This is a genomic window from Cobetia sp. ICG0124 (assembly GCF_004006355.1).
Taxonomy (GTDB): domain Bacteria; phylum Pseudomonadota; class Gammaproteobacteria; order Pseudomonadales; family Halomonadaceae; genus Cobetia; species Cobetia marina.
Map to the genome: position 1 here is coordinate 3,258,379 of NZ_CP024893.1, position 23,581 is coordinate 3,281,959.

Sequence of the window (23,581 nt, forward strand, 5' to 3'; positions counted from 1 at the left end):
CCATGCGCAAGCCCTCACCCTCTCCCTCACCCTCTCTATACCCGGTTTGAAGAATGGCTACATAGTGCCAGCCACGGTCTCGGCGCTGTCATGGGACTCATCGGCACCGTGGTGCTGATCGTGATGGCCTGTCTGGCGGCAGAGGCCGATCCCTGGAAGATCATCAGCATCAGCCTCTATGGCATCACCCTGGTCGCGCTCTACGCTGCCTCGACGCTCTATCATGGCATCCGCCACCCACGCCTCAAGTCCGCTTTCCAGTTGATGGACCACTGCGCCATCTATCTGCTCATCGCTGGCACCTATACCCCCTTTCTGCTGGTCAATCTGCGGGGTCCGACAGGCTGGACACTGTTTGCCATCATCTGGTCCCTCGCGCTGGGCGGCATCTTTCTCAAGCTGCGCTGGCCAGCGCGTTTCAGTGCGCTGCGCGTCACCGTCTATCTATTGATGGGCTGGCTGATCGTGTTCGCGTCACCCCTGCTGGTCGAGCAGCTCTCCGAGACGGGGCTCATCCTGCTGGTGGCCGGAGGCATCACCTATACTCTGGGCGTCATCTTCTTCCTGATGACACGCCTGCGCTATCACCACGCCATCTGGCATCTGTTCGTGCTCGGCGGCAGCACCTGCCACTTCTTCGCGATCTACACAGGTGTGCTGCCGTATGAGGTCTGACACGAAAAAAAGCGGGAAAGGTCGTCATGACCCTTCCCGCTTTTTTTCGCGATGTTTCCGCTTTCAAGGGCACCTCATCGGCCGCATCGCCATTCAAGGCACGGTTGAGCTCAGGTGGAAGCGCTTGCCCACTCGGCGAGGTGCCCGGCGTACCAAGACAATGCTGTTCGAGCTCACGCAGCTCCTCCTGACGCTCCGCCACCACCGTGAACAATGTCTGGCGACGCCAGCAGAGCTGCTCCAACGCCTCTGCTTCCCAGTGTTTCGCCACCTGCCCCGTCCACTCTCCCTGCTGCTGCAATGCCGCCAGCGTATCGACGCGCGTCAACCAGCGAGTCAGCAGCAAGCGTCCGATCAACCCGTTGCCCAGCGCCAGTGGTGAGAGCGCCTGCCAGTGGGCATGCAGCCTGAGGGCGTTGATCACTCCGGGATTGCCAGCCTCCGGCTCCTCCTCTTCCAGACGCTGCCAGAAACGCTCCAGCTCATCCGCAAGTTCATCACCGGTCATGCCAGGCGCTCGGTAGCGCAATCGCTTGAGGCCATAACGTCCGCTGACCGCTTCATGGGGCCCATCACGCCATTCACCGAGACGCTGACCACTGCTGCGCGGCAGGAAGGGGCCCACCCGGCGATGCCATTCCAGTACCTGCTCACGCGCCAGCGGCTGGAAGGCCGTCCGCACCACTTCGAGCATGACATCCACGAAGACATCAATCCCCGGCACCTGCCCACGAGGCGCTTCCAGCTGTCCGGATTCCAGCCCCAATGCCTGGTAAAGGGCATCGCGCAATGCGGCCCTGCCAAATACCACGCCGGACAGGCGGGCACAGGCCTCCATCTCTTCACTGAGCAAGGTGGCTTCGAGGCGCAGACGTTGGCGAGCCTTCAATTGCTGCCCTTGCGCCACCAACGGTGACATCACCGCCTGCGTTGCGCTCATCTCGCTCAACAGAGGCGTGATCGCCAGTCGTCCCTGCGGCCAGTCAGGCTGCTGCCAGATCCACATAAGTCGTTATCCCCATTGAGGTTTCTGTGCAAATCATACCACGAGGATTCGCAATTAACGATATATCGAATCAATAAATGATGCGAAACGCCCGGAGAGCCCGCCTGAGGCCTGGAAACAAAAAAGGCGCCACCCTGATATCAGGGTGGCGCCTTGGCGCTTGTGCGAGCTTTCAGAGGTGTCAGGGGCGATTGGCGGCAGCCTGGGCCTCACGCTCACGCGCCCGTGCGCAGGCCGGGCGCGCAAGAGCTTCCTGCATCCAGCGCGCAAGCGACGAGGGGATCGGCTGCTGCGCCTTGTGGGCCCAGCCCAATACCTGAGCGAGGAAAAGATCAGCGAGGGTGAAGTCGTCGCCCAACAACCAGCCCTGTCCCTCGAAGCGGCGCTGGAGCGCTCCCAATGCACGCTGGAATTCCCACTGCGCGGTCTGCTTCACGTCTCCACAGCGTCGTTCTTCCGGCAATGCGAAGGTGTGCTTGGCCAGCGTCCACAGCGGCTGCTCAAGTTCGGTGGTCAGAAAGCTAAGCCACTGGTCTAGCTGCGCCTGACCTTCCAGCGAAGACGGTATCAGGCGGCCTTCACGGGCGGCGAGATAGCGACAGATGGCACTGGATTCAAACAGTACCAATTCCCCCTCGACGATGGCGGGCGCCTTGCCGTCGGGATGAATGGCCAGATACTCGGGGCTGCGTCCTTCTCCCGCCTTGAGATCGAGGCTGTGGATCCGATAGTCGAGTTCCAGCTCTTCCAGCGTCCAGGCGACGCGCAGTGAGCGGGAATTGGGGTAGCTGTAGAGAGTCAGCATCGTGGCGGGCGTTCCTTGGCTCAGCGTGCGAGACGCCCTTCGATACTGGCGCGAATGCCAGCCGCATCCAGCCCGCAATCACGCAGCAGCTCTGCCGGCTTGCCATGCTCGACGAAGTCATCCGGCAGTCCCAGCAGCAGCATCGGCTGCGCGAGACCAGCATTCAGGTAGAGCTCTGCCACGCCGGCACCCGCACCGCCTGCCACGGCATTCTCTTCCACCGTGACGACCAGATCATGCTCGTCGGCAATCTCCAGCAGGGCCTCGCGATCCAGCGGCTTGATGGAGCGCAGATTGAAGTGGGTCGCGTCCAGTGCCTCGGCGACCTCCGCCACCGGCGTGTTCATGCTGCCTACGGCAACGATGGCAATACGCACGTCGGGACTGGCACTGATGCGACGACGATATTCGCCCTTGCCGATCGTCAATGGCGTCAGGTCATGGCCCGTGGCGACGCCGGGTCCGGTGCCACGCGGATAACGCACGGCCGCCGGACCGGGATGTGCCAGCGCCGCACTCAACATGCCACGACACTCGCTCTCGTCCGCCGGCGCCATCACCACCAGCTCCGGCACGCAACGCAGGAAGGACATGTCGAGGCTGCCGTGGTGGGTCGGTCCATCCTCACCCACCAGTCCCGCGCGATCGATGGCAAAGGTGACATCCAGCTTCTGTACCGCGACATCATGGATCAACTGATCATAGCCACGCTGCAGGAAGGTGGAATAGATCGCCACCACCGGCTTCATGCCTTCACAGGCCATGCCGGCCGCCACCGTCACGGCATGCTGCTCCGCGATGGCGACATCGTAGTAGCGATCAGGATATTCCTTCGAGAAACGCACCAGATCCGAGCCTTCCCGCATGGCAGGCGTGACACCGATGACACGAGGGTCAGCCGCGGCGGCATCACAGATCCAGTTGCCGAAGACGCTGCAGTACTTCTGCGGCCTGGGTGCCGGTGCATCCGTCACGGAAGGCGCCTGCCGTGCCTGCTCCGACGAGGCCTTCTCCAGCTTGGTGATCGCGTGGTAGCCGATGGGGTCGCGCTCGGCCGGCAGGAAGCCCTTGCCCTTGCGCGTCACCACATGCAGGAACTGCGGGCCCTCGAGATCGCGCATGTTGCGCAGTGTCTGGACCAGCGTCGGCAGATCATGCCCATCGATGGGACCGATGTAATTGAAGCCCATCTCCTCGAACAACGTCGCCGGACTGATGAAGCCCTTCATGTGCTCTTCGGTACGCTTGGCAAGCTCCAGCGCCCCCGGGAGCGGCGACAGCAGCTTCTTGCCGTTGGCGCGCATCTGGGTATAGGGCTTGCTGGCCAGGATACGCGCCAGATAGCTCGCCAGACCGCCGACATTTTCCGAGATCGACATCTCGTTGTCGTTGAGCACGACCAGCAGGTTGGCCTTGACGTGCCCGGCATGCGCCAGCGCCTCGAAGGCCATGCCGGCCGTCAGGGCGCCATCACCGATCACCGCACAGGCGCGACGGGATTCTCCCGCGGTACGCGCGCCCAGTGCCATGCCCAGCGCGGCGCTGATCGAGGTGCTGGAATGTCCCACCCCGAAGGTGTCGTAGTCACTCTCGGCGCGCTTGGGGAAGGCAGACAGGCCGTTGTATTGACGCATGCTGTGCATGGCGTCGCGCCGGCCGGTCAGGATCTTGTGGGGATAGGCCTGATGACCGACATCCCATACCAGGCGATCACGCGGGGTTTCCAGCGCATGATGCAGGGCAACCGTCAGCTCGACGACACCGAGGCCGGCACCGAAGTGCCCCCCGGTGCAGCCGACGCTGTAAAGCAGGAAGGCGCGCAATTCATCGGCCAGCTGGCGCAGCTGTGCCGGACTCATGGCCCGCAGTGCGTCTGGTGTCTCGACCGCATCGAGCAATGGCGTCGCGGGGCGCGCCTCAGGTATCTCGTCAAACAGCTTCATAGGCGTCAGGAATCAGTGGTCTCGCTCGATCATGTAGCGCGCCAGCACCGCGAGAGGCTCTGCGGCCTCTCCCAGCGGTGCCAGGGCATCCAGGGCCTCGTCCAATAACTGACCTGCCCGGGTTCGGGCTCCTTCCAGGCCAAGCAATGACGGGTAGGTCGGCTTGTCGCGTGCAGCATCCGCACCGGCAGTCTTGCCCAGCGTGGCGGTATCGCCGGTCACATCCAGGATGTCATCCTGAATCTGGAAAGCCAGGCCGATGGCAGAAGCGTAGCGCTCGAGAGCCTCAAGACGCGAATCCGATTCCTCGACCGCCACCAGCCCGCCAAGACGAACAGCCGAGCGAATCAGCGCGCCAGTCTTGTAGGCGTGCATGCGTGACAGCGCCTCGACCTCTCGGAACTGCCCCACCGCCTCGAGATCCAGCGCCTGCCCCGCCACCATGCCACGTCGACCGGAAGCCTCCGCGAGGGTGCGTATCAGGGCTGGCGTTCTCGCATGTGCGGTATCGGCAATGACCTCGAAGGCCAGGCTCAGCAGGGCATCGCCCGCCAGAATCGCGGTCGCCTCATCGAAGGCGCGATGGACGGTGGGCTGGCCACGGCGCAGGTCGTCGTCATCCATCGCCGGCAGGTCATCGTGAACCAGTGAATAGGCATGGACAAGCTCCAGAGCGGCCGCAGTGGCATCCAGCGCTGCACGCCCTGCCTCGTCCTCATCGCCTCCCAGCGCACGTCCGGCAGCGTACAGCAGGACAGGCCGCAGTCGCTTGCCACCTCCCAGCACGCTGTAACGCATGGCCTCTTCCAGCCGATCACTGACCGCCGCCCCCGCTGGACTGAGCAATGCCTCGAGCACGGCCTCGCTACGCGCCTGCCCACCACGAATCAATTCGCTTGCCTGCGGCGGACGGCATGGCTTGCGTCGTCGATGCACCTGACATCACCAATCGTTCTCCTCATCCCCTGCGCCGACGGAACTGCCGGGCATCTCGGGCGCTTCGAATGCAGTGGACACCAGCGTGCCATCAGGCCCTTCGACCAAGGCCTGCAGACGCAGCTCGGCGTCGTCGAGCCGTCGTTGTGCTTCACGCGCCAGACGCACTCCCTCCTCGAAAGCGCCCAATGACGCTTCCAGCGACATGTCGCCGGCTTCCAGTTGCGTCACCAATCCCTCGAGACGCGCAAGGGTGGCGGCGAAATCCTGCGGCGCTTCCTGTTCGGCCATGAGTGCTCTCGCTGATCAGACCGGGCTGAACCGCTGTGCATTTTTCATGCTGACCGATTGGACATTTCAACCGGGGCCCGCACCAGCTGTGATATTCTTTGCCCCCCTGTTGACAGCACGCCCCGCTGTTTTTCTGGCATTTTCTAAAGGCGTGACACGCCAGCAGGACATGAAAAAGACCAAACGAACAGAAACGTCGGCATGACCGGCGAGAGGGTTGATTCGACAATGGCCAAGACGTCCCTGGACAAGAGCAAGATCAAGATTCTATTGCTCGAGGGTGTCCACCAATCCGCCGTGGATAACTTCCTCAACGCGGGTTACACCAACATCGAGCTGCTTCAGACCTCGCTCGCCGAGGACGAACTGATCGAGAAGATCCGTGATGTGCACTTCATCGGCATCCGCTCCCGCACCCAGCTCAACGAGCGCGTGATCAGCGCTGCCGAGAAGCTCACCGCCATCGGCTGCTTCTGCATCGGCACCAATCAGGTCGATCTGGAAGCTGCACTCAAGCGCGGCATCCCGGTCTTCAATGCGCCCTACTCCAATACCCGCTCCGTCGCCGAGCTGGTACTGGCAGAAGCGATCATGCTGATGCGTGGCGTGCCGGAAAAGAGCGCCAAGGCGCACCGTGGCCAGTGGATGAAAACTGCCAAGAACAGCCATGAAGTCCGGGGCAAGACACTGGGCATCGTCGGCTACGGCAGCATCGGCTCGCAGCTGTCCGTACTGAGCGAATCTCTCGGTCTGGATGTCATCTACTATGATGCGGTCACCAAGCTGGGCATGGGCAATGCCCGCCAGGTGGCAAGCCTGGAAGAACTGCTGGCGCGCGCTGACATCGTCACCCTGCACGTCCCGGAAATCCCCTCCACCAAGTGGATGATGGGCAAGCAGCAGTTCGCGCTGATGAAGCAGAACAGTGTCTTCATCAACGCCGCTCGCGGTACCACCGTGGTGATTGAGGACCTCGCCGAAGCCCTCTCCAGCGGCAAGCTGCTGGGCGCGGCCATCGACGTCTTCCCGGTCGAACCGAAAGGCAATGGTGAAGAGTTCGTCTCCCCGCTTCGCGAGTTCGACAATGTCATTCTGACGCCGCACGTGGGTGGTTCCACCATGGAAGCTCAGGAAAACATTGGCGTGGAAGTGGCGGAGAAGCTGGTGACCTACTCCGACAACGGCACCACCATCGGCTCCGTCAACTTCCCGGAGGTCGCGCTGCCGGCCCACCCGGAGAAGCACCGTCTGCTGCACATCCACGACAACGTGCCGGGCGTGATGTCTCACATCAACCGCGTACTGTCCGAGGAAGGCATCAACATTTCCGGCCAGTACCTGCAGACCAACAATACCGTCGGTTATGTGGTCATCGATGTCGACAAGGCCTACGGCAAGAAGGCACTCGAGGCCCTCAAGACCGTCGACCATACGCTGCGCATTCGTACTCTCTACTCGGAAGCTGATTTCGAAGGGTGAATCCGTCAGCGGTCTGACAATGGCGTACCCGCAACCGCCCAGTTTTCCGGCTCGACTTCCTGCAGTACGATCCATACCGACTCCTTGCGCACCTCCAGTACGCGAGCTGTCTCACAGGTCAAGGCTTCGACCAGTTCCCGTTTCTGTGCCTCTGTCTTGCCACTGATGAATTCCGCACGAATCATGGGCATGCTTTCGACTTCCTTATATGTTCCACGTGAAACATCTTTCAAGCGTAGCGCGTATCGCCCAACAGCACGCGTTCGACACGCCCGGTCAACTGCATGCCGAGCAGTGGCGTATTATGTCCAGCACTTGCCAGCGTCTCGCTGGAGACACGCCATTTCTGCTCCATATCAATCACCGCGAGATCACAATACTCACCTTCCTTCAGCATGCCCCCCTTGAGCCCGAAGCGCCGGGCGCTGAACGTCAGGGTCTCGATCAGGCGCGGCAGCTTGATCATCTCGGCCTTGACCAGCGCCAGCCCAAGCGGCAGCACGGTTTCCAGACTGGTCATGCCGGGCTCGGAGACCGCGAAAGGCGCACATTTCGCGGCCGCCTCATGTGGCAGGTGGTCACTGACGATCGCATCGATGGTGCCATCGGCGACAGCGGCACGAAGTGCCTCACGATCGTCGGCACTGCGCAGAGGCGGCTGAAGATGGAAGTTGGCATCAAAGCCTTCCAGCTGCTCATCGGTCCAATGCAACTGGGCGATCGAGACATCCGCGGTGATATCCAGCCCTCGGGCCTTGGCATCACGCACCAGCTCCACCGCGCGAGCACTGGAAAGCAGCGAGACATGCGCCCTCACGCCGGTCTGCTCGATCAGCAGCAGCCATTGGGTCAGCGCGATGGTCTCTGCCGATTCGGGAATTCCTGCCAATCCGAGGCGTGACGCGATGGCCCCCTCGTGCGCGCACCCCTGCCCCGCCAAGGTGGCTTCCTGTGCCTGGAAGACCACCGTGATATCGAAGGTGCGTGCATATTCCAGACAACGTCGCAGCACACCAAGATCACGGATCGGCCTGCGCAGGTTGGTCAAGGCGACACAACCGGCGGACTTGAGTGCGGCCATGTTGGCGAGCAGCTCCCCTTCCAGCCCCTGGGTCAGCGCTCCCAGGGGGGCCACCCTGACACCTGCCACATCGCGAGCGCGATCAAGCAGGGTGCGCACGTGAGAGGCACTGTCGAGCACCGGACTGGTATCCGGACGAGGCAGGATGACGCTGTATCCCCCTGCCAGTGCCGCGGCCGATTCACTGGCCAGGCTGCCCTTGTAGCGCGGTCCGGGATCACGCAGATGGGCCCCCAGGTCAGCGAAGGCCGGCACGACAAGCTTGCCCGAGAGGTCCTGCTGCTCATCCGCGACGAAGCCACGCGGTGGCGCACCGATCGCGACCAGACGCCCCTCTTCGAGGTGCAGGTCATACTGGCCATCGCGGCCACTGGAGGGGTCGATGACCCGAGCATTGATGAGGCTGAGTTTCATGCTCCAGCTCCTCGAGAACGTTCATTTCTGCGCTCAGCGCGCGCCTTCATCTGGCCTGATACCGCCATCGACAGCACCGCCATCCGGACGGCGATGCCATTGGTGACCTGATCGAGGATCAGCGAGCGCGGACCATCCGCGACGGCGGACTCGATCTCGACACCTCGATTGATGGGTCCCGGATGCATCACTACCGCCTCAGGATGCGCGTGGGCGAGGCTTTCGCGGGTCAGGCCGTAGCGACGATAGTATTCCGACTCCGAGGGCAGCAGCGCGCCATCCATGCGCTCCTTCTGCAGACGCAACATGATGACGACATCGACATCCTTGAGCCCGGCTTCAAGCTCGGTGAACACCTGGCAGCCCAATGTCTCGACGCCCACGGGCAGCAGTGTCCTGGGGGCCACGACACGCACCTCGGCTGCCCCCAGGGTGTTGAGTGCCAGAATCTGCGAGCGCGCGACTCTCGAATGCAGGATGTCACCGACGATGGCGACGCGCAGGTTGGCAAAATCACCCTTGTGGCGACGAATGGTCAGCATGTCGAGCATCGCCTGGGTCGGGTGGGCATGACGCCCGTCACCGGCGTTGATGATCGCCACATGGGGCGTGATCTGGCTGGCGATAAAGTGCGCCGCGCCCGAGTCACCATGGCGCACCACGAAGGCATCCGCCTGCATGGCCTCGAGATTGACCAGCGTGTCCATCAGTGACTCGCCCTTGGCTGCGGAAGACGTCTTGATGTCCAGGTTGAGCACATCCGCCGACAGGCGCTTGGCGGCGAGCTCGAAGGTGGCCCGGGTACGCGTGGAGTTCTCGAAGAACAGATTGGCCACCGTACGCCCCCGCAGCAGAGGCACCTTCTTGACCTCGGCATCACCGATGCCGCGGAAGTGATCCGCCGTGTCGAGAATCTCGGTCAGGACTGCACGCGGCAAGCCTTCGATATCCAGGAAGTGGCGCATACGCCCCTGCTCGTCAAGCTGGACCTGGGACGGGGAGGCCGCACGCACCTCTGCGCTGGCCTGGGTGAGATCGAACAGGTTCATGCCGCACTCTCCCCGGTATCCACCAACGTCAGACGCAAGGCATCCGGCCCTTCCAGCTTGATGCGCTTGCCGGGCGCCAGGGCCAGACTGGCGCCCAGCGCATCCGGCTGAACCGGCAGTTCACGCCCCGGCAGCTCCAGCAGACAGGCCAGCAATACGCGTCGTGGACGCCCGTAATCGAACAGTTCATTGAGCGCAGCACGCACGGTGCGACCACTCATCAACACATCGTCGACCAGCAGAAGATCGCGATTCTCGATATCCGGCAGCTGTGAGCCCTTGCCGGCGTCCGGCAACCCCTTGTGCCCGAAATCATCTCGCCAGAAACCGATGTCCAGCGTCGCCAACGCTTCGCTGAGCCCCAGACGCTCACGCAGTGCCTGGGCAATCCATACCCCGCCGGTATGAATGCCGACAGGAATCAGCCGCTCACGCTCGATCTCACGACGCTCGAACAACAACTCGAGCTCTTCGGTCATCGCCTCGAGAAGCGCTTCCACATCGGGCAGCGTCTCGTGGTCGTCGTGTACCTCGGAATGTTGCATGGGTATCGCATCCTCATACTTCCGCCAGCGGCGGCAGACAGACAAAAAAAACCCGCTTCCGTGAAGGAAGCGGGTGGGGTATTCAGTAACCGACAAGGTCGCCCTCGCCTCGCTGGCTTGCAAACCAGCTCTCGAGTATCAGCTGAGCGGCGAGGCCATCCACGCCATCATCACGATAGTTGCCGCGGTGACCGCGTTCACGTGCCAGCCCCTTGGCCGCCTTGGTGGAACCACGCTCATCCCACATCTCCAGCGGCTTGCCATATCGGCCGTACAGACGCTTGCCAAACTTGCGGGCACGGCTGCACATCAGGCTTTCGGTGCCGTCCAGCTCCAGTGGCAATCCCACCACGAACAGATCCGGCTGCCACTCCTCGATCAGACGAGTGACCACATTCCAGTCCGGGATACCGTCACGCACGTGCAGAGGCACCAGCGGTGAGGCCGTGCCCAGCATCTCGGTGCCCACTGCCACCCCGATACGGCGCGTACCGAAATCGAAGGCCAGTACCGTCCGGCTGACGACCCGCTCAGCCATGCCCGATCTCCCGTGACATCAGGCTCATGTTGACACCCAGCTTGCGGGCCGCTGCATCAAGGCGCGACTCGCTGTCGGCATCAAAGAGAATGCCGCTGTCGCCTTCGACGATCAGCCAACTGTTCTCCTTGAGCTCATTCGTCAGCTGGTCAGGCTCCCAGCCAGCACAGCCGAGGCAGACCATGAAATCTTCCGGCCCCTTGTTGTCGGCGATCGCCTTGAGAATATCCAGCGAGGTCGTAAGGGCCAGCTCATCCGTCACCTGCAGGCTGGAATCCCATTCCGCGGACTGGCCACGGTGCAGGATGAAGCCGCGGTCCTTGTGCACGGGGCCGCCATAATAGACGACGTCTTCCAGGCACTCGCAGCTGTCCGCCGCGATCTCGAGCTGCTCGAACAGACCACGCATGGTCAGCTTGATGGGCTTGTTGACGATGACACCCAAGGTGCCCTTTTCATCGTGATCACAGAGGTAACTCAGCGAGCCGGAAAAGTTGTCATCATCGAGATGAGGCATCGCCAGCAGGAAATGGTCTCGCAGACTTTGCATGGTCCTCCCGAGGCGTCAGGGCGCGCCAGAATCGTTGCCGGGGCCGAATCGCCAGATGCGGGTGATGGTCAGTTGGCTCATGCCCCTGAGACTCTCATCGAAGGGAGCATAGGGGGCCGCGCCATAGACCGTATCCAGAGCCGCCTGGTCGAGCTCGGCATGTCCCGAGGATTGTAACACTTCCGCGTACTCAAGCTGACCGCTGGGCAACACGACGGCACGAATGCGCAGCTCCCCGCTCAGATTGGCGGGCGCGGGATAGTGGAGATTGCCGAAGGACTGCACCGTGCCGGTCCAGTCATTGATGTAGCGAGCCCGCGCCGAGGCGCGGGCCGCCTTGCGCGAGGCCACATCACCGGCCACCTCGCGGGTCTGGCCCGAGGCCTGGATCGCCCCGACATCCTGCTCGATGGCTTCCTGCTCATTGTCCGGCGTATCCGGCAGGATCTCGGAATGCGAGACCTGCTGTGGCGAATCATTGCGGGTCGCGATGACCTCCGGGATGCGCTCCGGCAACACCAGGGGCACGGCAGCTGCCTCGGGCACCGGGGCCTCGCCGCTGACGGGAGCTCTCTGCTCACCCGCCCGGGGGGGCGTCTGACTGGCTGGCCCGGCTTGCACCGCCGCCTCACGCCCGCTTCCACTGGCCTGCTGATCCTGCTCGGCGACGACATCCGATGTGACGGCACGTGAGCTGGCCTGGCTGACCAGCGTGACGTCGAGCATCACCGGGTCAGGCAATGGCGGCACCTGAGGAGGCACCATCAGGCCACTCCCCAGCAGCCACCAGCCGACCACCGCATGCACCCCCAGTGCCGCGCCCCAGGCCACCACGCGACGATGCATCCGGGTCACCGGCACGTAGGTGATCGGATCGGTCACGCTATGGTTGACTCCCCACCACTCGACGGGTGCTGCCATGCCCCACTCCCTGTCTGCGAAACCCGACGGCAATCAAGCGGACTGCTGCGCCGTGAGGCGTGCCTCGATGGCATCCATCAGCAGCCCGGCGATGTCCGTACCGCGCTGGTCATCGATTTCACGCACGCAGGTCGGGCTGGTGACGTTGATCTCGGTGATGTAATCCCCGATCACGTCCAGACCGACGAACATCAGTCCCAGCGACTTCACCACCGGCTTGACCTGCTCGACCAGCCAGTAATCGCGATCCGTCAGCTCACGCGACTCACCACGTCCTCCAGCCGCCAGATTGCCACGCGTTTCTCCGGCGCTGGGAATGCGCGCCAGACCGAACGGCACCGGCTCACCATCGACCAGCAGGATGCGGGTATCGCCGGCACTGATCTCCGGCACGTAACGCTGTGCCATGATCTGACGCTGGCCACGCAGGGTCAGCTGCTCGATTACCGATCCCAGATTGCGACCATCTTCGGCGACGTGGAAGATACCGCTGCCGCCCATGCCATCGAGCGGCTTGAAGATGACATTGCCATGCTCCGCGTGGAAGGCGCGCAACACCTTGTCATTGGCCGAGACGGTCGTCGGCGGAATGCACTGGGTGAACTGCTGCGCGAACAGCTTCTCGTTGCAGGTCAACAGCGCGGCCGTCGGGTTGACGACCAGCACGCCTTCACGTTCGGCGAAGCCCAGCAGGTGGACCGCGTTCAGGAAGTGCTCGTCGACGGGCGGGTCCTTGCGCATCAGAATCACGTCAAGCTCGGCCAGCGGCGTCGCGACGACCTCGCCCAGCTGATAGAAGTGATCAGGATCCCGATAGACCTCGAGATCCCGCATCCGTCCCATCGCACGGCCATTCTCGAGATAGAGATCTTCCTGCTCCAGGTAATGCAACGACCAGCCACGCTGGGCGGCGGCCCACAGCATGGCCAGGGTGGTGTCCTTCTTGTAGGTGACGCTGGACATCGGGTCCATCACCACGCCGATCTTGAGCTTGCGAGCAGTCATCGAGGCAACCTTCTGACGACACTGCCGACCCAGAGCGCGGCAGATCGCCGAAGCGCTGCTGCAACAGCGTCAGCGCGACCACCGGCGCCGTCTCGGTACGCAGTATCCGTGGGCCCAGCCCCAGGACGTCACACCCCGCGCCAGCCGCCTGGGTGACTTCTTCCGGCGTGAAGCCGCCCTCAGGGCCGATCAGCAGGCTGGCACGCGTCACGCCGCCCTCGCTCTCGGCGGCATTCAGCGCCTCGGCACCGCCCGGCTGCAATATCAGGCGAAGTGGCTCATCGCGCTCATCCAGCCACTGGGCCATGGGAATCGGCGCATGCACCACCGGCACCACGCTGCGACCGCACTGCTCACAGGCGCTTGCCGCCACGCCCTGCCAATGCGCGAGTTTCTTGTCGGCGCGCTCGCCCTTGAGCTTGACGTCGCCACGCGCGGTGTAAAGCGGGGTGATGGCAGCGACCCCGAGCTCACAGGCCTTCTGGATGGCGTAATCCATGCGATCGCCCTTGGAGATCGCCTGGCCCAGATGCACTGCCAGTGGCGACTCGCTGTCATTGGCGACCGCCTCGATCACCCGCACGCTGACCCCCTTGCGGGACACCTCCTCGAGCGACACGCGCACTTCCTGCCCGTGCCCATCGAACAGCTGTGCTTCGCTGCCCACCCGGGCCCGCAACACCAGACCGAGATGGCGTGCAGGCCCCTCGGGCAGTGCAAAGGTCGCCCCGGCGCTGACATGGAGATCAAGATCGGGACAGTGCAGACGAATGGCCATGGGTCATTGCCATCTCACGGCCATTGCTGGCCGTCTCACGGATCAGTGAGCGGTGGCTTCACCCGCCTGTTGCGCTTCACGCTGCTTGCGCTGAGCGTACATGGCTTCGAAGTTGACCGGTGCCAGCATCAGCGGAGGGAAGCTGCCGCGGTTGACCAGATTGTCGACGGCTTCACGCGCGTACGGGAACAGCACGTTCGGGCAGAAGGCCCCCAGGGTGTGATCCAGCTGCTCGGCGGACAGACCGGCGATGCGGAACAGACCGGCCTGCTCGACCTCGGCCAGGAAGGCGGTGGTCTGGTCTTCACCGTTGGAGACCTGGGCGGTGACCTTGATGGACACCTCGAAGAGCTCTTCACCGACCTGCTGGTGCTCGGTATCCAGTTCCAGGCTGACCTTCGGCTGGAACGGCTGGGAGAAGACCGCCGGAGAATTCGGCGCTTCGAAGGACACGTCCTTCACATAGATGCGCTGCAGGGCGAACTGGAGCTGATCCTGAGCCTGTTCGGCACCCTGTGCCGCCTGTGCGTTCTGTTCTTCAGCCATGAGACATATCCTTGAATGTACGGAGAATTATTGTTGGGCCATCGGCCTGCTTCCCGCAGGTCGCTCAGCGAGTCACGACCGGCAGACTGTCGGCTTCCCACTGACCCATGCCACCCTTGAGCTTGACCGCCTGCTTGAAGCCGGCCTTCTCCAGGCGCGCCACCAGCGGTCCAGCGGTCTGACCATGCTTGCAGACGATGATCACCGGACGGTCCTTGTACTTGTCCAGCGGCGTGGTCGCGCTGGCAAGCTGACTGCTGGGAACATTGACGGCACCGGCGATGTGGCCGGCCTTGTATTCCTTGCTGTCGCGGATGTCGATGAAGACACCCTCTTCGCGATTGACCAGTCGCGTGGCCTCGCTGACGCTGACCCCGTGGTTGCCACGCATGGTTTCCATGACGATGAGGGCGACCAGCAGGGCGACGAAGGCGCCCACCAGCAAGGGATGATTCTGCGCGAACTGAAGCAGCTGTTCGATCATGAGACGGGCTAACTCCGCTGTGACGTGCATGCCGGTACGTACGCGGCAAAGGAAATAGACCGCTACCCGAGGTAACGGAGCCAGCATTATACATGACAGCCCCTGTCATGAATGCCCGATAGGGGAATCCAATCTTGCCGATACGCTTCCAGCACTTGCACTCGGCACCTTACCGCCTCTCTAATAGAGGTCAGAATGAGCAGGTAGTTTTATCACTACATCTTGCCTCACCCGTCATTCGTCATCACAGCGAGGAAGTCATGGCAGCTCAAGCACAAGGTCCGCGTCCCGTCGCCCTCATCATTCTCGATGGCTACGGCCACAGCGAGGAAGAGAAGGACAACGCCATTCTTGCCGCCAACACGCCGGTCATGGATCGCCTGCGCCAGCAGTATCCCAGCGATCTGATCCATACCGACGGTGGCCATGTCGGCCTGCCGGATGGCCAGATGGGCAATTCCGAGGTCGGGCACATGAACCTGGGGGCCGGGCGCATCGTCTACCAGGACTTCACCCGCATCACCAAGGCCGTGCGCGAGAATGCCCTCAAGGACAACACTGTCCTGACCGCGCCTCTCGATGCCGCCATCGCGGCTGGCCGTGCCGTGCACCTGATCGGCCTGCTGTCTCCCGGGGGCGTGCACTCCCATGAAGACCACATCCTCGCCATGGCCGATCTGGCCGCCGAGCGGGGCGCCAAGCGCATCTACCTCCACGCGATTCTCGATGGCCGCGACACCGCGCCCAAGAGCGCCGAGGCATCCATCGCGCGTGCCGATGAACACCTGGCAGGTCTCGGACTCGAGGAAGGCCGTGTCGCCACCCTCGTCGGTCGCTACTTCGCGATGGACCGTGACAACCGCTGGGACCGTGTCGAACAGGCATATCGCGTGATCGCCGAAGGGCAGGGCCTCCACGAAGCCGCCAGCGGTGTGGAAGGACTTGCCGCCGCCTACGAGCGTGACGAGACCGACGAATTCGTCAGCGCCACGCGTATCGGCGACGCCGTCCCCATGCAGGAAGGCGATGCTGCCCTGTTCCTGAACTTCCGTGCCGACCGTGCCCGCGAGCTGACCCGCGCCTTCGTCGAGCCGGACTTCTCCGGCTTCGAGCGCACGCCGCCCAAGCTGGCCCATGACGGTCTGGTGATGCTGACCCAGTACGCCGCCGACATTCCGGCGCCGGCTGCCTTCCCGCCCTCCGACCTGCCCAATACCCTGGGGGAAGTGGTCTCCAATCGCGGCCTCACTCAGCTGCGTATCGCCGAGACGGAGAAGTACGCCCACGTGACCTTCTTCTTCTCCGGCGGCCGCGAAGACGAATTCGAGGGCGAGACCCGCATCCTCGTGCCTTCACCGCAGGACGTGAAGACCTACGACGAGAAGCCGGAGATGAGCGCCGGGGAGGTTACCGACAAGCTGGTCGAGGCCATCGAATCCGGCCGTTATGATCTGATCGTCTGCAATTACGCCAATGGCGACATGGTCGGACACACCGGCAAGTTCGATGCGGCCGTCAAGGCGATCGAATATCTGGATGGCTGCGTCGGCCGCGTGGTCGAGGCGCTGGAGAAGGTCGGTGGCGAATGCCTGATCACCGCGGACCACGGCAATGCCGAGCAGATGGTGCACCCGGAGACCGGCAACCCGCAGACGGCGCACACCACCTTTGAAGTGCCGCTGATCTACGTCACCCAGCGTGACGTCAAGCTGGCCTCCGAGGGACGCCTGTGTGACCTCGCCCCGACCCTGCTGACCATGATGGGGCAGGCGGTCCCCGAGGAAATGGACGGCAACGTGCTGGTCGATTATGCCGGTGCCTGATAGCCCCTTGCAGGGCGCGCCGAGTGGCGTACCCGGCGCCTCCCCCGGTCCGGATGCCTGTCTGGCATCCGGACCGGGCAGACGCTACCGATTCTTCAAACGCCGGAGCCCTGTCTCCGGCGTTGTGCTGTCTGCCTGCCTGCTGCTCATGACTCCGCTGCTGGCCCCCTCCTCGGCACTGGCCGCGGACAGCAGCGCGACCCTGACCCAGAAGAAGCAAGCCTCCGAAGCCGACCTCAAGCGTCTCAAGCACGAGATACAGGCGATGCAGGGCGAGCTGAAGGCCACTGCCGCGCGGCGCAGCGATACGCGCAATGGCCTGGAGAAGATCGAGCGCCAGCTCAACGAGACTCGCCAGCAGACCGGCAGACTCGAGGATGAGCGCGACGACATCACGCAGCAACTGACCAGGCTCACGCGCCAGCGTGAGACCCTCATCCAGCAGCAGACGGCGCAGAAGGCTGCCGTGGCCGAGGAGATGGCCGCCCTGTATCGGCTGGGTCGCCAACCCGAATTGAAGCTGCTGCTCAATCAGGATGATCCGGCGCGTCTCGAACGCCTGCAGGTCTATCTGAATCACTTGAGCGATTCGCGCCGGCAGGCGCTTGAGCGCCTCGCCAGACTGGATGCCTCACTGGCCAGTACCCGCGCCAGTCTACTGGCACGCCAGACACGACTGGAGGAGGTGCAGCAAGGCCTCAAGCAGCAAGCCAGCAAACTGATGGCCCAGCAGAATGAGCGCGCCGCTCTGCTGCGCACCCTGGATGCCCGCTATGCCAGCCATGAGGCGAAGATCGCCGAGCTGGATCAGGACCGCGCCCATGCCAACCAGATGATCCAGACGCTCGAGAAGCGCCTCAAGGCCATCAAGAGTGCCCCGCCCCCCAGGACACGCATCACGCGTGCGATGGGCAAGATGGACTGGCCGGCCCCCGGGCGGGTCATCTCGGCCTATGGCGGGGGAGAAGGCGTCAATCGTGATGGCGTGCTGATCCAGGCGTCCCAGGGCACGCCTGTGACGGCGCCGCATGCCGGTCGTGTCGTCTTCGCGGACTGGATGCGCGGCTACGGCAACCTGTTGATCATCGACCACGGCGACAACGTGCTGACGCTCTACGCACATCTGGCAAGCTTCAGCGTCGGCCCCGGTGACAGCCTGTCACGCGGCCAGCAGCTGGGGAGTGTCGGCAGCAGTGGTGGCCGTGACGGTGCCGCGCTGTATTTCGAAGTACGCCGCGCCGGCAAGCCCGTCAACCCGCAACGCTGGCTGTCGAGCCGCTGAGCCAGTCAGCCATGGCGCAACATGGCGACAGGCTAGGCGGCAGGTACCCGGGCGGGATATGCTCGCAGTCATCCGTGACTGCGAGCGTCGGGGTCGCCTCTTCCCCTCTGGCTGAACTGCCAGGCGCTTCGGCATCAGTCGAGCCAGTCTCCGTCGAGAAGGAAATCGCATGTCCGCATCGTCGTCATTCCGTCCTGCCCCGCGTCGCCTGCGTCAGCTGGCGGTCAGCGTGCCGCTGAGCCTTGTTCTGCTGGGCGGCGGAGTGCCGGCCCATGCTGAAGATGGGCCAATGGCCTGCCGCTGGAGGAACTGCGCACCTTTGCCGAAGTCTTCGAGCGCATCAAGCGCACCTATGTGGATGAAGTGGATGACCGCACGCTGCTCAAGAATGCCATGCGTGGCATGCTGGCAGGGCTGGACCCGCACTCGGCGTATCTGGATCAGGATGACTGGCAGGACCTGCGCGAGAACACCGATGGGGAATTCGGCGGTATCGGCATCGAGGTCGGCATGGAGGAGGATGGCCAGCTGACCATCATCGCCCCCATCGACGACACCCCGGCCTCACGTGCCGGCCTCCAACCACGTGACGTGATCCTCAAGATCGACGACACGCCGATGGAGGGTCTGTCGATGACGGAATCCGTCAAGCTGATGCGTGGCGAGGAAGGATCGACCATTCGCCTGCTGGTACTCTCGGAAGGCGCCGACATGCCCCGCGAGGTCGTGCTCAAGCGGGCCATCATCAAGAGCAGCAGTGTCAGTCAGCGCCTGCTGGAGCCGGGATATGGCTACCTGCGCGTCAGCCAGTTCCAGAGCGCGACGGGCGATGAGGCGAAACGCGCCCTTGCGGAGCTGCGCGAGGAAAGCGGCGATGTCGCGCTGAAGGGTCTGGTGCTGGATCTGCGCAACAACCCCGGGGGGCTGCTGTCAGCGGCCGTCGAGATAAGCGACCTCTTCCTCACGAGCGGCCGCATCGTCTATACCGAAGGGCGCCTGCCGGACAGCGAGCTGTCCTTCTCGGCCAGAGCCGAGACACCGGCCGGTGATACGCCGCTGGTGGTATTGATCAACGGCGGGACGGCCTCAGCTGCGGAAATCGTCTCAGGTGCCCTGCAGGACCAGCGCCGCGCCATCATCATGGGCACCGAGAGCTTCGGCAAGGGCTCGGTACAGAACGTGATGCCACTGGGCAACGGCGACGGCCTCAAGTTGACCACGGCACTCTACTTCACGCCCAACGGGCGCTCGATCCAGGCAGAGGGCATCCGCCCGGATGTCGAGGTGGTGCGCGGACGACTGGAGCGCGACACGCGGCGTGATTTCAGCGTACGCGAGGCGGATCTCGACGGACGTCTCGACAATGCCAATGGCGACTCATCGACGCCTTCCAGCAAGGCACCGGACAGCCCGGTGGTCGCCGAAAGTGATTACCAGCTGGGGGAAGCACTCAACCTGCTCAAGGGCATGAACGTGCTGGGTCGCAGCGCGGCTCTCAAGGCCACGCTTCCCGCCACCTCGGAGCAATCACTGTCAGCGTGGTCGGCAGCTCTCCGGCAACTCCCCACGCTCCCCCATCGCCTGGCGCATCAGCAGGCGCTTGAGCTCGACGCTGCCATCCACCCAGCCAAGTCCCAGGTTACGCACCAGGCGTACCCCCGGCTTTCGGCTGCCGAACAGCAGGCGGAAGCCATCCATCATCTTCAGCATCACGGCATTGTCGCTGCGCCGGCGTCGACGATAGCGCTTCAACCAGCGCTCATCGCCCAGTGCGACGCCGCGGCGGTGCCCATCCAGCAGTTCTTCCGCCAGCACGGCGACATCCATCAGGCCAAGATTGACCCCCTGCCCCGCCAGCGGGTGAATGGCATGCGCGGCATCCCCCACCAGCGCCAGCCCCGGCAGCACATAATCCTGCGCATGACGTTGATGCAACGGGAAGCTGAAGCGCTCGGCACTGTATTCCACCGTGCCGAGCTTTCCCTCGAAGGCTGCTTCGAGCTCATGACAGAAGTCCGTCTCGGGCAATGCCAGCAGGCGCTCGGCTTCCTGCGGAGTGGTGGACCAGACGATGGAGCAATGGCGCTGGGCGCCGGATGCCTCGCCCTCGGGATGTGCCAGGGCGGAATTGACCGCCAGCGGCAGGAAGGCCAGCGGCCCGGAGGGCAGAAAGCGCTGGCGGGCGACGCCCTGATGCGAATGCGCCGTGCGCACCGTGGTGACCAACGCCACCTGGCCGGTATCGTGCTCACGGGTCTCGATGCCCGCCAGCTCACGCAGACGGGAACGCGCCCCGTCAGCCGCCACCACCAGCCCCGCCGCGACACTGCTACCGTCGCTCAGTGTCAGGCTTGCTGCCTCGGCCCCCTCAAGTTGGTAAGCACTTACCACCAAGGCTGACCCCGTCCTGGGCAATCCCAGACCGCTGACCCGGACACCATAACGGCGCGTGATCGAGGGACACCGGGAAATCGCTTGCTCAAGCGCGGCCTGAGTGACCCGATTCTCGACGATGTGCCCAAGCTCCGACACGCCGCTTTGCTCGGCACTGAAGCCTATCTCGCCATTGCCTTCGGCATCCCAGACCTGCATGCCGGTATAGGGCATCAGACGACTCTGTGCGATGTCCTTCCAGACCCCCAGGCCGCTGAGCAATTGACGCGAAACCGGCGTCAGCGCACTGACACGCGGCTCCGGTGCCAGCGCCGGCTGCCAGTCGACGATGCCCTCGCGACCCTCGATCAGAAGGACGCGCAGGCCGCCCTGCCCCAACAGCAGCGCCAGCGTGGCGCCGACGATACCGGCGCCCACGATGGCGACATCCACCTCATGCGGTGCATCCAATCTCCGATGCTCGTTCATGCCTGCTCCCTGTTGGCAAGTACTCGCCACGCCTAGCGCTCAATGCCCATCGAGCGCCTTGCCAGCAGGCGCTTGAGCGGTGACACCAGATTCAGGCCGATCAGCCCTGCCGCCCGAGCATGCCCCAGCCAACGACTCTCGACGCCGAACAGGCGGATCAAGCCATCACTGAACAGCACGACATTGTCGCGGTCCGCGCCGCGCCGCGACTCGAAATCACTCAGCACGCTGACATCGCCAGCGGCATCACCACGTGCCTGTCCCGCCGCGATGGCGGCCACCAGATCCGTCACGCCGCGCAGCGCCAGATTGAAGCCCTGCCCTGCCACCGGATGCAGCGAGTGAGCGGCATTGCCGAGCACCGCAAGTCCGGGACGTGTCCCCTCGCTGGCACGTATCAACGACAAGGGATAGGCATGGCGCTGCCCGACCCGCCGGAAACGGCCGGCCCGCTCGCCGAAGGCAGCCTGAAGCGCCTTGAGAAACTCGGGCTCCGGCATGTCCATCAGCGCAGCCGTCTCGTCAGGAGAACGCGTCCAGATCAACTCCATTCGACGGCCACCCAGCGGCAGCAGCGCCATCGGTCCTTCGCTGGTGAAACGCTCATAGGCCACCCCCGCGTGGGGCTGGCTCATCTCGACGGTGGCGATCAGCGCCTGTTGTTCGTAGGCATGCGTCTCGCTATGGATGCCGAGACGCTCCTTGAGCCCCGAGCGCCCGCCATCTGCCAATACGGTCAGTCCCGCCTCGATCAGGCGACCATCCTCCAGCAGCAGGCGGTGCCCCTGCGCACTGACGCTGATCTGCGCCACGCGTGCCGGGCAGTACCAGGTCAGCGGCAGTTCCGCCAGACGCCGATGGAGCACGCGCCCCATCCAGGCATTGGGGATCACATGCCCCAGCGCGGGAACCCCCAGTTCCTCGGCCCGCATGCGTGTGGCCCCGAGATGGCCGCGCTCGCTGACATGGATGGTACGAATCGGCGTGGCGTGCTCACGCATCGCCTCCCACAGCCCGAAGGCGATGAAGCGCTGGCGTGAACCGGCAGCGATGGCACTGGCTCGCGCATCGAAACTGGGCTGGAAACGCCCGGTATCCTCCGCATCAAGGGTGCAAGGGCACAGGCCAGGCTCGCGCCCACCAGGCCACCACCGATGATGACGACATCGAATCGCTCCGGCGCAGACGTTACCGGGGATGCTGCCGCTGGCTCACTCATGATGTCAGGCTCCTTCGCGCATCAGTGCCTCGATGGCCTCGACGGATTTGGGAACCGTGGCGCTCAGCACTTCGTGCCCGTCCGCGGTGACCACCACATCGTCCTCGATGCGAATCCCGATCCCTCGATACTCGGCTGGAATGTCACTGGCGTCCGGCACATAAAGCCCCGGCTCGACCGTCAGCACCATGCCGGGCAGCAACGGACGCGGCTCACCGTTCTCGCGGTAACTGCCGACATCGTGCACATCCAGTCCCAGCCAGTGCGAGGTGGAGTGCAGATAGAAGCGGCGATAGGCCTCATCGGCGATCAACGCCTCCACTTCACCTTGCAGCAGGCCCAGTTCGACGAGGCCGGCGGTCAGGTCATGCACCACCTGTTGGTGAATGCCCACCAACGTCGCTCCCGGCACCACGGCGGCCACTGCACGTTCCTGGGCCTTGAGCACGATCTCGTAGAGACGCTTCTGGGGCTCGCTGAAGTGGCCATTGACGGGGAAGGTACGGGTGATGTCGCCGGCATAGAGTGCGTACTCCGCGCCAGCATCGATCAGCACCAGCTCGCCATCGATCAGCGGAGCACGGTTCTCGATGTAATGGAGCACGCAGGCATTCACGCCACCACCGACGATGCTGGTATACGCGGGTGCCGGGGCGCCCTGCCACTGGAATTCATGCTCGATCTCGGCCTGCAGATGATACTCGTGCAGCCCGGGGCGGCTGGCCCGCATGGCACGGATGTGGGCGCGAGCGGAAATCTCCGCCGCGTGACGCATCAGCGCCAGCTCACGCTCATCCTTGATCAGGCGCTGCTCATGCAACAGCGGGGCGAGGTCTTCAAAGGCGACCGGCGGGCGGGCACCACGACGCACGGCCGCGGCCAGCTCCTCGCGCAGCGATTGCGCCAGCGCCAAGGCTTCGTCGTCCTCGAACAGCACGAAGAGACGCCCACGGCCATCCAGCAGACCGGCCATGACATCCTCACGCTGATCATTGGTGAAGGCCTGGTCGAATCCCGCCTGCGTCACGGCCCCTTCGGCACCGATACGGATACCGGTCCAGGCTTCCGCCAGCGGATCCTTTTCCTGACAGAACAGTACGCTCTCGCCTTCCGCGCGCCCCGGCAACAGCAACAATGCCGCTTCCGGTTCCGGCCAGCCGGTCAGGTAATGAAAGTCACTGTTCTGACGGAAGGTGAACCCACTGTCACGATTGCGCTGTGCCAGGCCGGACGACAACACCAGTACCGCGGCATCACTAGGCAGCTGCGTCATCAGACGCTGGCGACGCGCCGAGAAGTCATCAGCAGTCAGCGCCGCCGGCGCAGGCAGGATTTCAGGGACGATCATG

Annotated in this window: 20 protein-coding genes and 4 pseudogenes; 5 read left to right on the forward strand and 19 right to left on the reverse strand. The window is 63.8% G+C overall.

Annotation, left to right across the window (positions count from 1 at the left end; genetic code table 11):
- Nucleotides 1–90: 90 nt before the first annotated feature.
- Nucleotides 91–675, forward strand: coding sequence for a hemolysin III family protein (locus CU110_RS15250; protein ID WP_240665421.1), 585 nt, complete (start codon nucleotides 91–93; stop codon nucleotides 673–675).
- Between the two features lie 769 nt (nucleotides 676–1,444).
- Here the strand turns inward: CU110_RS15250 and CU110_RS17400 are convergent.
- From CU110_RS17400 to xseB, 5 genes and pseudogenes are all read right to left on the reverse strand, one after another.
- A pseudogene (locus CU110_RS17400) lies at nucleotides 1,445–1,681 on the reverse strand (DUF4172 domain-containing protein); the annotation flags it as partial.
- A 181-nt stretch (nucleotides 1,682–1,862) separates the two neighbouring features.
- The gene (locus tag CU110_RS15255) at nucleotides 1,863–2,486 is read right to left on the reverse strand and encodes a glutathione S-transferase family protein (RefSeq protein WP_084209525.1); all 624 of its coding nucleotides are present in this window, start codon (nucleotides 2,484–2,486) and stop codon (nucleotides 1,863–1,865) included.
- A 20-nt stretch (nucleotides 2,487–2,506) separates the two neighbouring features.
- The gene (gene dxs / locus CU110_RS15260; protein ID WP_084209526.1) at nucleotides 2,507–4,429 is read right to left on the reverse strand and encodes a 1-deoxy-D-xylulose-5-phosphate synthase; all 1,923 of its coding nucleotides are present in this window, start codon (nucleotides 4,427–4,429) and stop codon (nucleotides 2,507–2,509) included.
- A gap of 12 nt (nucleotides 4,430–4,441) precedes the next feature.
- On the reverse strand, nucleotides 4,442–5,287 hold the full coding sequence (locus tag CU110_RS15265) for a farnesyl diphosphate synthase (RefSeq protein ID WP_240665586.1): 846 nt from the start codon (nucleotides 5,285–5,287) through the stop codon (nucleotides 4,442–4,444).
- Nucleotides 5,288–5,371: 84 nt separating this feature from the next.
- Entirely contained in the window at nucleotides 5,372–5,656 is a 285-nt protein-coding gene (gene xseB / locus CU110_RS15270) for an exodeoxyribonuclease VII small subunit (protein ID WP_077379650.1), read from the reverse strand.
- 228 nt (nucleotides 5,657–5,884) lie between these two features.
- Between xseB and serA the strand changes: the two genes are divergently transcribed.
- Complete coding sequence (gene serA / locus CU110_RS15275) at nucleotides 5,885–7,135, forward strand: phosphoglycerate dehydrogenase (RefSeq protein WP_077379652.1); 1,251 nt, start codon at nucleotides 5,885–5,887, stop codon at nucleotides 7,133–7,135.
- A gap of 5 nt (nucleotides 7,136–7,140) precedes the next feature.
- Here serA and CU110_RS15280 read toward each other — a convergent pair whose 3' ends face one another.
- From CU110_RS15280 to CU110_RS15330, 11 genes and pseudogenes are all read right to left on the reverse strand, one after another.
- Nucleotides 7,141–7,326 carry a tautomerase family protein gene (locus tag CU110_RS15280; RefSeq protein WP_084209527.1) on the reverse strand — a complete coding sequence of 62 codons (186 nt, stop codon included), beginning with the start codon at nucleotides 7,324–7,326 and terminating at the stop codon, nucleotides 7,141–7,143.
- A gap of 38 nt (nucleotides 7,327–7,364) precedes the next feature.
- Entirely contained in the window at nucleotides 7,365–8,630 is a 1,266-nt protein-coding gene (locus CU110_RS15285; RefSeq protein WP_084209528.1) for a dihydroorotase, read from the reverse strand.
- On the reverse strand, nucleotides 8,627–9,679 hold the full coding sequence (locus tag CU110_RS15290; RefSeq protein ID WP_084209529.1) for an aspartate carbamoyltransferase catalytic subunit: 1,053 nt from the start codon (nucleotides 9,677–9,679) through the stop codon (nucleotides 8,627–8,629). Before CU110_RS15290 ends, CU110_RS15285 begins: the two co-directional genes overlap by 4 nt.
- Complete coding sequence (gene pyrR / locus CU110_RS15295) at nucleotides 9,676–10,224, reverse strand: bifunctional pyr operon transcriptional regulator/uracil phosphoribosyltransferase PyrR (RefSeq protein ID WP_127736567.1); 549 nt, start codon at nucleotides 10,222–10,224, stop codon at nucleotides 9,676–9,678. The genes CU110_RS15290 and pyrR overlap by 4 nt, the downstream gene beginning before the upstream one ends.
- Before the next feature lie 82 nt (nucleotides 10,225–10,306).
- Nucleotides 10,307–10,762 (reverse strand): Holliday junction resolvase RuvX, encoded by a 456-nt coding sequence (gene ruvX / locus CU110_RS15300; protein ID WP_077379660.1) that lies wholly within the window; start codon nucleotides 10,760–10,762, stop codon nucleotides 10,307–10,309.
- Complete coding sequence (locus CU110_RS15305) at nucleotides 10,755–11,312, reverse strand: YqgE/AlgH family protein (RefSeq protein WP_084209530.1); 558 nt, start codon at nucleotides 11,310–11,312, stop codon at nucleotides 10,755–10,757. The genes ruvX and CU110_RS15305 overlap by 8 nt, the downstream gene beginning before the upstream one ends.
- Nucleotides 11,313–11,327: 15 nt before the next feature.
- The gene (locus CU110_RS15310; RefSeq protein ID WP_077379664.1) at nucleotides 11,328–12,233 is read right to left on the reverse strand and encodes a TonB family protein; all 906 of its coding nucleotides are present in this window, start codon (nucleotides 12,231–12,233) and stop codon (nucleotides 11,328–11,330) included.
- Between the two features lie 33 nt (nucleotides 12,234–12,266).
- Nucleotides 12,267–13,238, reverse strand: a complete 972-nt coding sequence (gene gshB / locus CU110_RS15315; RefSeq protein WP_077379666.1) for a glutathione synthase — start codon at nucleotides 13,236–13,238, stop codon at nucleotides 12,267–12,269.
- Nucleotides 13,239–13,290: 52 nt separating this feature from the next.
- Nucleotides 13,291–14,016 (reverse strand): annotated as a pseudogene (locus CU110_RS15320) (16S rRNA (uracil(1498)-N(3))-methyltransferase); the annotation flags it as partial.
- 42 nt (nucleotides 14,017–14,058) lie between these two features.
- A complete protein-coding gene (gene secB, locus CU110_RS15325; RefSeq protein WP_077379671.1) occupies nucleotides 14,059–14,562 on the reverse strand; it encodes a protein-export chaperone SecB in 504 nt (167 codons plus the stop codon).
- Between the two features lie 64 nt (nucleotides 14,563–14,626).
- Nucleotides 14,627–15,046 carry a rhodanese-like domain-containing protein gene (locus tag CU110_RS15330; protein ID WP_077379673.1) on the reverse strand — a complete coding sequence of 140 codons (420 nt, stop codon included), beginning with the start codon at nucleotides 15,044–15,046 and terminating at the stop codon, nucleotides 14,627–14,629.
- A gap of 260 nt (nucleotides 15,047–15,306) precedes the next feature.
- On the opposite strand from CU110_RS15330, the gene gpmI reads away from it, so the two are divergent.
- From gpmI to CU110_RS15345, 3 genes and pseudogenes are all read left to right on the forward strand, one after another.
- Entirely contained in the window at nucleotides 15,307–16,869 is a 1,563-nt protein-coding gene (gpmI, locus tag CU110_RS15335) for a 2,3-bisphosphoglycerate-independent phosphoglycerate mutase (protein WP_084209532.1), read from the forward strand.
- A gap of 148 nt (nucleotides 16,870–17,017) precedes the next feature.
- A complete protein-coding gene (locus tag CU110_RS15340) occupies nucleotides 17,018–18,151 on the forward strand; it encodes a peptidoglycan DD-metalloendopeptidase family protein (RefSeq protein WP_164850390.1) in 1,134 nt (377 codons plus the stop codon).
- Nucleotides 18,152–18,320: 169 nt separating this feature from the next.
- Nucleotides 18,321–19,636, forward strand: a pseudogene (locus CU110_RS15345) (S41 family peptidase); the annotation flags it as partial.
- Nucleotides 19,637–19,684: 48 nt separating this feature from the next.
- Here the strand turns inward: CU110_RS15345 and CU110_RS15350 are convergent.
- The 3 genes and pseudogenes from CU110_RS15350 to pepP form a co-directional block, all read right to left on the reverse strand.
- A complete protein-coding gene (locus CU110_RS15350) occupies nucleotides 19,685–21,013 on the reverse strand; it encodes a UbiH/UbiF/VisC/COQ6 family ubiquinone biosynthesis hydroxylase (protein ID WP_084209535.1) in 1,329 nt (442 codons plus the stop codon).
- 32 nt (nucleotides 21,014–21,045) lie between these two features.
- A pseudogene (gene ubiH / locus CU110_RS15355) lies at nucleotides 21,046–22,232 on the reverse strand (2-octaprenyl-6-methoxyphenyl hydroxylase).
- A gap of 4 nt (nucleotides 22,233–22,236) precedes the next feature.
- Complete coding sequence (gene pepP, locus CU110_RS15360) at nucleotides 22,237–23,577, reverse strand: Xaa-Pro aminopeptidase (protein ID WP_084209855.1); 1,341 nt, start codon at nucleotides 23,575–23,577, stop codon at nucleotides 22,237–22,239.
- Between the last annotated feature and the right edge of the window lie 4 nt (nucleotides 23,578–23,581).

Coding starts and splice junctions, on each gene's coding strand:
- CU110_RS15280 (WP_084209527.1), bottom strand. CDS start 7,326: ATGCCCATGATTCGTGCGGAATTCATCAGTGGCAAGACAGAGGCACAG.
- CU110_RS15285 (WP_084209528.1), bottom strand. CDS start 8,630: ATGAAACTCAGCCTCATCAATGCTCGGGTCATCGACCCCTCCAGTGGC.
- CU110_RS15330 (WP_077379673.1), bottom strand. CDS start 15,046: ATGATCGAACAGCTGCTTCAGTTCGCGCAGAATCATCCCTTGCTGGTG.
- CU110_RS15255 (WP_084209525.1), bottom strand. CDS start 2,486: ATGCTGACTCTCTACAGCTACCCCAATTCCCGCTCACTGCGCGTCGCC.
- CU110_RS15350 (WP_084209535.1), bottom strand. CDS start 21,013: ATGAACGAGCATCGGAGATTGGATGCACCGCATGAGGTGGATGTCGCC.
- dxs (WP_084209526.1), bottom strand. CDS start 4,429: ATGAAGCTGTTTGACGAGATACCTGAGGCGCGCCCCGCGACGCCATTG.
- serA (WP_077379652.1), top strand. CDS start 5,885: ATGGCCAAGACGTCCCTGGACAAGAGCAAGATCAAGATTCTATTGCTC.
- xseB (WP_077379650.1), bottom strand. CDS start 5,656: ATGGCCGAACAGGAAGCGCCGCAGGATTTCGCCGCCACCCTTGCGCGT.
- CU110_RS15310 (WP_077379664.1), bottom strand. CDS start 12,233: ATGGCAGCACCCGTCGAGTGGTGGGGAGTCAACCATAGCGTGACCGAT.
- ruvX (WP_077379660.1), bottom strand. CDS start 10,762: ATGGCTGAGCGGGTCGTCAGCCGGACGGTACTGGCCTTCGATTTCGGT.
- CU110_RS15290 (WP_084209529.1), bottom strand. CDS start 9,679: ATGAACCTGTTCGATCTCACCCAGGCCAGCGCAGAGGTGCGTGCGGCC.
- gshB (WP_077379666.1), bottom strand. CDS start 13,238: ATGACTGCTCGCAAGCTCAAGATCGGCGTGGTGATGGACCCGATGTCC.
- pyrR (WP_127736567.1), bottom strand. CDS start 10,224: ATGCAACATTCCGAGGTACACGACGACCACGAGACGCTGCCCGATGTG.
- secB (WP_077379671.1), bottom strand. CDS start 14,562: ATGGCTGAAGAACAGAACGCACAGGCGGCACAGGGTGCCGAACAGGCT.
- gpmI (WP_084209532.1), top strand. CDS start 15,307: ATGGCAGCTCAAGCACAAGGTCCGCGTCCCGTCGCCCTCATCATTCTC.
- CU110_RS15305 (WP_084209530.1), bottom strand. CDS start 11,312: ATGCAAAGTCTGCGAGACCATTTCCTGCTGGCGATGCCTCATCTCGAT.
- CU110_RS15340 (WP_164850390.1), top strand. CDS start 17,018: ATGACTCCGCTGCTGGCCCCCTCCTCGGCACTGGCCGCGGACAGCAGC.
- CU110_RS15250 (WP_240665421.1), top strand. CDS start 91: ATGGGACTCATCGGCACCGTGGTGCTGATCGTGATGGCCTGTCTGGCG.